This window comes from Pseudomonas sp. JV245A, from assembly GCF_032424515.1.
In the GTDB taxonomy this organism is placed as follows: Bacteria; Pseudomonadota; Gammaproteobacteria; order Pseudomonadales; family Pseudomonadaceae; genus Aquipseudomonas; species Aquipseudomonas protegens.
The window spans coordinates 1-7841 of sequence record NZ_VYKE01000196.1 but is presented as its reverse complement, the minus strand read 5'-3'; the positions used below and the strand labels follow the sequence as shown (position 1 = coordinate 7841).

The window sequence follows — 7841 nt, the reverse complement described above, 5'->3', positions numbered from 1 at the left end:
ATCGCGAGCAAGCTCGCTCCTGCAGGTGCTGCGGTGCATTCAATCAACAGTACCGGCGCCCTCCCGGTCAGCGGCGCTCGATTGGCACGAACTTGCGCTGTTCAACGCCGATGTACTCGGCGCTTGGACGGATGATGCGGTTGTTGGCACGCTGCTCGAACACGTGGGCGGCCCAGCCGGTCAGGCGCGAGCAGACGAAGATCGGTGTGAACAGCTTGGTCGGGATGCCCATGAAGTGGTACGCCGAGGCGTGGTAGAAATCGGCATTGGGGAAGAGTTTCTTCTGCTCCCACATGGTCTTGTCGATGGCTTCGGACACCGGGAACAGCACCTTGTCACCGACTTCGTCAGCCAGCTTCTGCGACCAGCCCTTGATCACCTCGTTGCGCGGGTCGCTGTCTTTGTAGATCGCATGGCCAAAGCCCATGATCTTGTCCTTGCGCTCGAGCATCCGCAGCAACTCGGCAGTCGCCTCCTCGGGGCTCTGGAAGCGCTCGATCAGCTCCATGGCCGCTTCGTTGGCGCCGCCGTGCAGCGGGCCGCGCAGCGAACCGATGGCCGCGGTGACACAGGAATAGAGGTCCGACAGGGTCGAGGCACAGACCCGGGCGGTGAAGGTGGAGGCATTGAATTCGTGCTCGGCATAGAGGATCAGCGAGACGTTCATCACCTTGACGTGCAAGTCACTGGGCTTCTTGCCATGCAGCAGGTGCAGGAAGTGGCCACCGATGGTCTGCTCGTCGCTGACGCAATTGATGCGCACGCCTTCGTGGCTGAAGCGGTACCAGTAGCACATGATCGCCGGGAAGGCCGCCAGCAGGCGGTCGGTGACGTCGTGCTGCTGGGAGAAGTCCTTCTCCGGCTCGATGTTGCCCAGGAACGAGCAACCGGTACGCATCACATCCATCGGATGGGCCTGGGCCGGTATGCGCTCCAGCACTTCCTTCAGCGCCTGTGGCAGGTCGCGCAGCTTGCTCAGCTTGGCGCTGTAGGCGGCCAGTTGTTCCTGGGTCGGCAGGTCGCCGTACAGCAACAGGTAGGCGACTTCCTCGAACTGCGCATCGGCCGCCAGTTCGCGCACGTCATAGCCGCGGTAGGTCAACCCGGCACCGGCCTGGCCCACGGTGGACAGCGCGGTTTGCCCGGCCACCTGGCCGCGCAGACCTGCACCACTCAATACTTTTGCTTCGGCCATTGCTCTCTCCAATCTTGAATTTGTTAGGGACTTGGCAACTTCACGGGTCGGGGCTCCCCCGACAGTGCAGGAGCGAGCTTGCTCGCGATCCGGGCCCGCGCGCCCCAGCGAATCAGGGGCTGCGCGTTATCGCTGACGGCCATCGCGAGCTAGCTCGTTCCCACAGGGATTGATTCAGCCTTTCTTCTGCGCGAACAGCGCATCGAGCTTCTGCTCGAAGCTGTGGTAATCGATGCGCTCGTACAGTTCCATGCGGGTCTGCATGGTGTCGATCACATTTTGCTGGGTACCGTCGCGACGGATCGCGGTGTAGACGTTTTCTGCGGCCTTGTTCATGGCACGGAACGCCGACAGCGGGTACAGCACCAGGGAAACATCCACGGATTTCAACTGTTCGGTGGTGTACAGCGGTGTGGCGCCGAATTCGGTGATGTTGGCCAGGATCGGGGCTTTCACCCGATCGGCGAAGATCTTGTACATCTCGAGCTCGGTGATGGCTTCCGGGAACACCATGTCGGCGCCGGCCTCGATGCACGCCGCGGCGCGTTCCAGGGCCGACTCCAGGCCTTCCACCGCCAGGGCGTCGGTGCGCGCCATGATCACGAAGCTGTCGTCGGTACGGGCATCCACCGCGGCCTTGATGCGGTCGACCATTTCCTGCTGGGAAACGATCTCCTTGTTAGGGCGGTGACCGCAGCGCTTGGCGCCGACCTGGTCTTCGATATGGATCGCCGCGGCGCCGAACTTGATCATCGACTTGACGGTGCGCGCCACGTTGAAGGCCGACGAACCGAAACCGGTGTCCACGTCCACCAGCAGCGGCAGGTCGCAGACGTCGGTGATACGACGCACATCAGTGAGGACGTCGTCCAGACCGGTAATGCCCAGGTCAGGCACGCCGAGGGAGCCGGCAGCGACCCCGCCGCCCGACAGGTAGATGGCCTTGAAACCGGCGCGCTTGGCCAGCAGGGCATGATTGGCGTTGATCGCGCCGACCACTTGCAACGGCTGTTCGCTGGCGACCGCATCGCGGAAACGCTGGCCTGGAGTGCTCTTGTTGGAACTCATGACTCACCTCGTGGAGTGGCTGTCTGATGGGCGCTGTCCTGGTAGTGACGCGCGATATTGCGTTTCGAGGCGCCGATGTGGCGGCGCATCAACAACTCGGCCAGTTCGCCGTCGCGATCGGCAATGGCATCGAGAATCCGGTGGTGTTCGGCAAAGGCCTGGTGCGGGCGATTGGGGGTCGCGGAAAACTGGATGCGGTACATGCGCACCAGTTGATACAGCTCGCCACAGAGCATCTGCGTGAGGGTGCGGTTGCCGGCGCCCTGGATGATCCGGTAGTGGAAGTCGAAGTCCCCTTCCTGCTGGTAGTAGCCGACGCCGGCCTGGAACGCCGCATCGCGTTCGTGGGTATCGAGCACCCGGCGCAGTTCGTCGATTTCCTCGGTGGTCATGCGCTCGGCCGCCAAGCGACAGGCCATGCCTTCCAGGGACTCACGGATTTCGTAGAGTTCGATCAGCTCGGCATGGCTCAGGGACACCACCCGGGCGCCGACATGGGGCACCCGCACCAGCAGGCGCTGACCTTCCAGGCGGTGGATGGCCTCGCGCAGCGGGCCGCGACTGATGCCGTAGGTGCGCGCCAGTTCAGGCTCGGAGATCTTGCTGCCCGGGGCGATCTCGCCCTTGACGATGGCCGCCTGGATCCGCCGGAAGACGTTTTCGGACAGGGTTTCAGAATCGTCCTGTGCCTGCATCGGGCGTTCGAGTTGATCCAGCATATTGTCGACACCTTTAAAATCAATGAGGCAAAAATTAGCCAATACACCGAAAACAGTCAAAGGAAAAATAGAGATTGTCGACAATCGTCTAATAACCCTAAGCGCCAGAGCAAGACAAAAGGCCCGCCCCCGGCGCTGGCGCCATAAAACCAGCATGCTAGAATGCCGCCCGCATTGGCCTGTCATCTTTTTATGGCACGCATACGAGGGAGCTTGCGCAGCAATGCCGGTCGCCTTGAACTGAAGAACCCATGCCCATCAGGATCTATGAGACTCAAGGCCCTTCCCCTACTGCTCTACCTGCTTGCCCTGCCCGGCATCAGCGCCGCCGCCGGCAAGACTGTCTACGGCTTGAATGAATACGCTCGGCTGTCCGGCATCGACCTGGAGGTCGCGGCCAAGCTCGACACCGGGGCCAAGACCGCTTCCCTGAGTGCCCGCGACATCAAGCGCTTCAAGCGCAATGGCGAGTCCTGGGTGCGTTTCTACCTGGCGATCGACGCCGCCCATTCCCATCCCATCGAACGGCCTCTGGCCCGGGTCAGCAAGATCAAGCGCCGTGCCGGCGACTACGACCCCGATGAGGACAAGAACTACACCGCACGGCCGGTCATCGCCCTGGATGTCTGCATGGGCAGCGCCCTGCGCAGCATCGAAGTGAACTTGACCGACCGCAGCGCATTCCAATACCCGCTCCTGATCGGCTCCGAAGCCCTGAAACGCTTCGATGCGCTGGTCGACCCCAGTCTTAAATACGCTGCTGGCAAACCCGCCTGCGCCACCGACGCTCATACCGCAGAGTAATTCCAATGCGCTCTCTTACCCTTCATCTGAAAGTCCTGATCGCCATCCTGGTGGTGCTGGGCATTTCGATCACGGCCTATCAGATCTTCGTGCTCGGCATTCCGGTGACCGAAGACGCTACCGACGATCTGTGGAACATCGATGCCAAGGTCGAGTTCGTCGCCAACGGCAAGGACCCGATCAAGATCCAGATGTTCGTGCCGCCCCTGAGCCGCGATTACGTGAGCCTCAACGAGAGCTTCATTTCCAACAACTACGGGGTGGCGGTGAACCGCGTCGACGGCAACCGCAAGGTCACCTGGTCGGCGCGCCGGGCCAAGGGCAACCAGACCCTGTACTACCGCCTGGTGCTGACCAAGCGCTACAGCGCCGAGAAAGCCAAGGTCAAGGGCCCGACCTTCCGTGACAGCATGGCCGTGGAAGGCCCGGAAAAGATCGCCGCCGACGCCCTGCTGGCGCCGATCCGCCAGCATTCGGCGGACGTCGAGACCTTCATCAGCGAAGCCATCAAGCGGGTCAACAACGCCAATGACGACAACGCCAAGCTGCTGCTGGCCGGCGATCCGTCCAGCACCAACAAGGCGAAGATAGTCGAGCTGCTGCTGTCCATCGCCCACGTGCCGGTGGAAAAGGTCCACACCATCCGCCTGGTGGCCGACCAGCCGCAGACCCCGGAGCTCTGGCTGCGCAGCTTCAACGGCACCGACTGGCTGTACTTCAACCCGGAAACCGGTGAGCAGGGCATGCCCAGCGACCGCCTGCTGTGGTGGACCGGCGACGACAACCTGATCACCGTCGATGGCGGCAAGAAAGCCAACGTCACCTTCAGCCTCAACAACAGCGAAATGAACGCCATTCGCCTGGCCAAGCTGACCGACGAGAACACCGACGCCAACTTCCTCGAATACTCGCTGTACGGCCTGCCGCTGCAGACCCAGCAGACCTTCATGATCATGGTGATGATCCCCATCGGCGTGCTGGTGATCCTGGTGCTGCGCAACCTGATCGGCCTGCAGACCCTCGGCACCTTCACCCCGGTGCTGATCGCCCTGGCCTTCCGCGAGACCCAGTTGGGCTTTGGCATCGTGCTGTTCACGGTGATCACCGCGCTCGGGCTGTCCTTGCGCTCCTACCTCGAACACTTGAAGTTGCAGATGCTGCCGCGACTCTCGGTGGTACTGACCTTCGTCGTGGTGCTGATCGCCGCCATCAGCCTGTTCAGCCACAAGCTGGGCCTGGAACGCGGCCTGTCGGTGGCGCTGTTCCCGATGGTGATCCTGACCATGACCATCGAACGCCTGTCCATCACCTGGGAAGAGCGCGGCGGCGGCCATGCGATGAAAGTCGCCATCGGCACCCTGTTCGCCGCCTCCCTGGCGCACCTGATCATGAGCGTGCCGGAACTCACCTACTTCGTCTTTACCTTCCCGGCGATGCTGCTGATCCTGGTGGGCTTCATGCTGGCGATGGGTCGCTACCGCGGCTACCGCCTGACGGAGCTGGTGCGTTTCAAAGCCTTCGTCAAGGCCGACTCCTGATGTTCGGCCTGTGGAAGACCTGGAAAGCCCTGGAAGCGCGGGGAATCATGGGTATCAACCGGCGTAATGCCGACTACGTGCTCAAGTACAACAAGCGCAGCCTGTACCCCATCGTCGATGACAAGATCATCACCAAGGAACGGGCGATCAAGGCCGGTATCCATGTGCCGGAACTGTACGGGGTGATCTCCACCGAGAAGGAAATCGACAAGCTCGGCGAGATCCTCAAAGGGCGCAACGACTTCGTGATCAAGCCGGCCCAGGGCGCCGGAGGTGACGGGATCATTGTGATCGCCGACCGCTTCGAGGGCCGCTATCGCACGGTGTCCGGCAAGATCATCAGCCACGAAGAGATCGAGCACCATATCTCCAGCATCCTCACCGGCCTGTATTCCCTGGGCGGCCACCGCGATCGCGCGCTGATCGAGTACCGGGTGACCCCGGACCAGATCTTCAAGAGCATCAGCTACGAAGGCGTGCCGGACATCCGCATCATCGTGCTCATGGGCTACCCGGTGATGGCCATGCTGCGCCTGCCGACCCGCCAGTCCGGGGGCAAGGCCAACCTGCACCAGGGCGCCATCGGCGTCGGGGTCGACCTGGCCACCGGCCTGACCCTGCGCGGTACCTGGCTGAACAACATCATCACCAAGCACCCGGACACCACCAACGCGGTGGACGGCGTGCAACTGCCCTACTGGGACGGTTTCATGAAGCTGGCGGCCGGCTGCTACGAACTCTGCGGCCTGGGCTACATCGGCGTGGACATGGTGCTGGACCAGGACAAGGGCCCGCTGATTCTCGAACTCAACGCGCGGCCGGGGCTGAACATCCAGATCGCCAACGACTCCGGCCTGACCCAGCGCACCCACGCCATCGAAGCCCACCTTGAGGAGCTCAAGGCCCAGGGCATCGAGGAAAGCGTCGAGGAGCGGGTACGCTTCGCCCAGGAACTGTTCGGCCATATCCCTGCCGTGGAAGGCTGATAGCGCCTGCCGCAGGGGGCGAACAGAAGGTCCTGCGGACCTTTTCGCAGCCTGCGGCAGCAGCTACAGGTCGGTGAATACGCCACGAACCGGGCAATCACCGACATCCCCTCTAGGAGCAATTCCTGCAGAGGCATACAATCGCCAACCGCGCTCCGATGGCTGATTTGCCCCGCATGTTGACCTGTTCCGTACACCCGCTCCCCTACTGCACCAACCCCGCCGAGTATTTCGCGGCAATCGAGCACGCCCCCGGCGCCGTGCTGCTGGACAGCGGCCGGCCCAGCGCCGAGCGCGGGCGCTATGACCTGCTCAGCGCCTGGCCCCTGGCGCAGTTGACCGTGGCCGCCGAAGAAAGCGGCAGGGGCTTTCTCCAGCGCCTGCGGGACAACCTGGGGCAACTGGGCCCGGCGCAACTGCCCGCTCCTTATCAACTGCCCTTCGCCGGCGGCCTGATCGGCTACCTCAGCTATGACTTCGGCCGCCATCTGGAGCGCCTGCCAAGCCAGGCCCGGGATGACCTGCAACTGCCCGACGCACGCTTTGGCCTGTATGCCTGGGCGCTGATCAACGACCACCAGGCAGGCACCAGCCAGCTGGTGTTCCACCCCAGCCTGGATGACACCGAGCGCCAGCGCCTGATTCAACTGTTCAGCCAGCCGCTGCCCGCGTCGCAGCCGGCATTCAAGCTGACCGGCGCCATGCTGGCTGATCTGAGCGCCGAGGACTACCGCCAGGCGTTCCAGCGCATCCAGCACTACATCCAGGCCGGCGACTGCTACCAGGTGAACTTCGCCCAGCGCTTTCGCGGCCAGTACCAGGGTGATCCCTGGGCGGCCTATTGCGCCCTGCGCGCCGCCTGCCCGACCCCGTTCTCGGGTTTCCAGCGGCTGCCGGAAGGCGGTGCGGTGCTGAGCCTGTCGCCGGAGCGCTTCATCCACGTCAGCCAGGGCCGGGTGGAAACCCGCCCGATCAAAGGCACCCGCCCCCGCGGCCGGGATGCGGCGCAAGACGCGGCCAATGCCGCCGAGCTGCTGGCCAGCCCCAAGGATCGGGCGGAAAACCTGATGATCGTCGACCTGCTGCGCAACGACCTGGGGCGCACCTGCCGCATAGGCTCGGTACGGGTACCGGAGCTGTTCAGCCTGGAAAGCTACCCCAACGTGCACCACCTGGTGAGCAGCGTCACTGGCGAGCTGGCGGACGGCAAGGACGCCCTGGACCTGATCGCCGGCAGCTTTCCCGGTGGCTCGATCACCGGAGCACCGAAGATCCGCTCGATGCAGATCATCGACGAGCTGGAACCCACGCGGCGTGCGCTGTACTGCGGTTCGCTGCTGTACCTGGACGTGCGCGGAGAAATGGACAGTTCGATCGCCATCCGCAGCCTGCTGGCCAAGGATGGGCAGATCTGTTGCTGGGGCGGCGGCGGAATAGTCGCGGATTCCGACTGGCAGGAGGAATACCAGGAATCCATCACCAAGGTGCGGGTGTTGCTGGAGACACTGCAGGGGCTTTAGGGCCTCTTCGC

Annotated in this window: 7 protein-coding genes; 4 read left to right on the top strand and 3 right to left on the bottom strand. The window is 63.2% G+C overall.

The window, feature by feature from the left end; all coding sequences use genetic code 11:
- Nucleotides 1-67: 67 nt before the first annotated feature.
- The 3 genes from prpC to F6S12_RS28385 all read right to left on the bottom strand — a co-directional run bounded on the left by prpC (nt 68) and on the right by F6S12_RS28385 (nt 2982).
- Nucleotides 68-1195: a 2-methylcitrate synthase gene (gene prpC / locus F6S12_RS28395; RefSeq protein ID WP_011060182.1), complete on the bottom strand. Its 1128-nt coding sequence runs from the start codon at nt 1193-1195 to the stop codon at nt 68-70.
- A gap of 174 nt (nt 1196-1369) precedes the next feature.
- Nucleotides 1370-2263, bottom strand: a complete 894-nt coding sequence (gene prpB / locus F6S12_RS28390) for a methylisocitrate lyase (protein WP_011060181.1) — start codon at nt 2261-2263, stop codon at nt 1370-1372.
- Nucleotides 2260-2982: a GntR family transcriptional regulator gene (locus F6S12_RS28385; RefSeq protein ID WP_152686056.1), complete on the bottom strand. Its 723-nt coding sequence runs from the start codon at nt 2980-2982 to the stop codon at nt 2260-2262. Before F6S12_RS28385 ends, prpB begins: the two co-directional genes overlap by 4 nt.
- A 267-nt stretch (nt 2983-3249) precedes the next feature.
- Between F6S12_RS28385 and F6S12_RS28380 the strand changes: the two genes are divergently transcribed.
- From F6S12_RS28380 to pabB, 4 genes are all read left to right on the top strand, one after another.
- Complete coding sequence (locus F6S12_RS28380; protein WP_152686055.1) at nt 3250-3786, top strand: ATP-dependent zinc protease; 537 nt, start codon at nt 3250-3252, stop codon at nt 3784-3786.
- A gap of 5 nt (nt 3787-3791) precedes the next feature.
- Complete coding sequence (locus F6S12_RS28375) at nt 3792-5324, top strand: inactive transglutaminase family protein (protein WP_011060178.1); 1533 nt, start codon at nt 3792-3794, stop codon at nt 5322-5324.
- Complete coding sequence (locus F6S12_RS28370; RefSeq protein WP_210457343.1) at nt 5324-6310, top strand: alpha-L-glutamate ligase-like protein; 987 nt, start codon at nt 5324-5326, stop codon at nt 6308-6310. Before F6S12_RS28375 ends, F6S12_RS28370 begins: the two co-directional genes overlap by 1 nt.
- A gap of 176 nt (nt 6311-6486) precedes the next feature.
- Nucleotides 6487-7830: an aminodeoxychorismate synthase component I gene (gene pabB / locus F6S12_RS28365; RefSeq protein WP_315869592.1), complete on the top strand. Its 1344-nt coding sequence runs from the start codon at nt 6487-6489 to the stop codon at nt 7828-7830.
- The last annotated feature ends 11 nt before the right edge of the window (nt 7831-7841 follow it).

Coding starts and splice junctions, on each gene's coding strand:
- prpC (WP_011060182.1), bottom strand. CDS start 1,195: ATGGCCGAAGCAAAAGTATTGAGTGGTGCAGGTCTGCGCGGCCAGGTG.
- prpB (WP_011060181.1), bottom strand. CDS start 2,263: ATGAGTTCCAACAAGAGCACTCCAGGCCAGCGTTTCCGCGATGCGGTC.
- F6S12_RS28385 (WP_152686056.1), bottom strand. CDS start 2,982: ATGCTGGATCAACTCGAACGCCCGATGCAGGCACAGGACGATTCTGAA.
- F6S12_RS28380 (WP_152686055.1), top strand. CDS start 3,250: ATGAGACTCAAGGCCCTTCCCCTACTGCTCTACCTGCTTGCCCTGCCC.
- F6S12_RS28375 (WP_011060178.1), top strand. CDS start 3,792: ATGCGCTCTCTTACCCTTCATCTGAAAGTCCTGATCGCCATCCTGGTG.
- F6S12_RS28370 (WP_210457343.1), top strand. CDS start 5,324: ATGTTCGGCCTGTGGAAGACCTGGAAAGCCCTGGAAGCGCGGGGAATC.
- pabB (WP_315869592.1), top strand. CDS start 6,487: ATGTTGACCTGTTCCGTACACCCGCTCCCCTACTGCACCAACCCCGCC.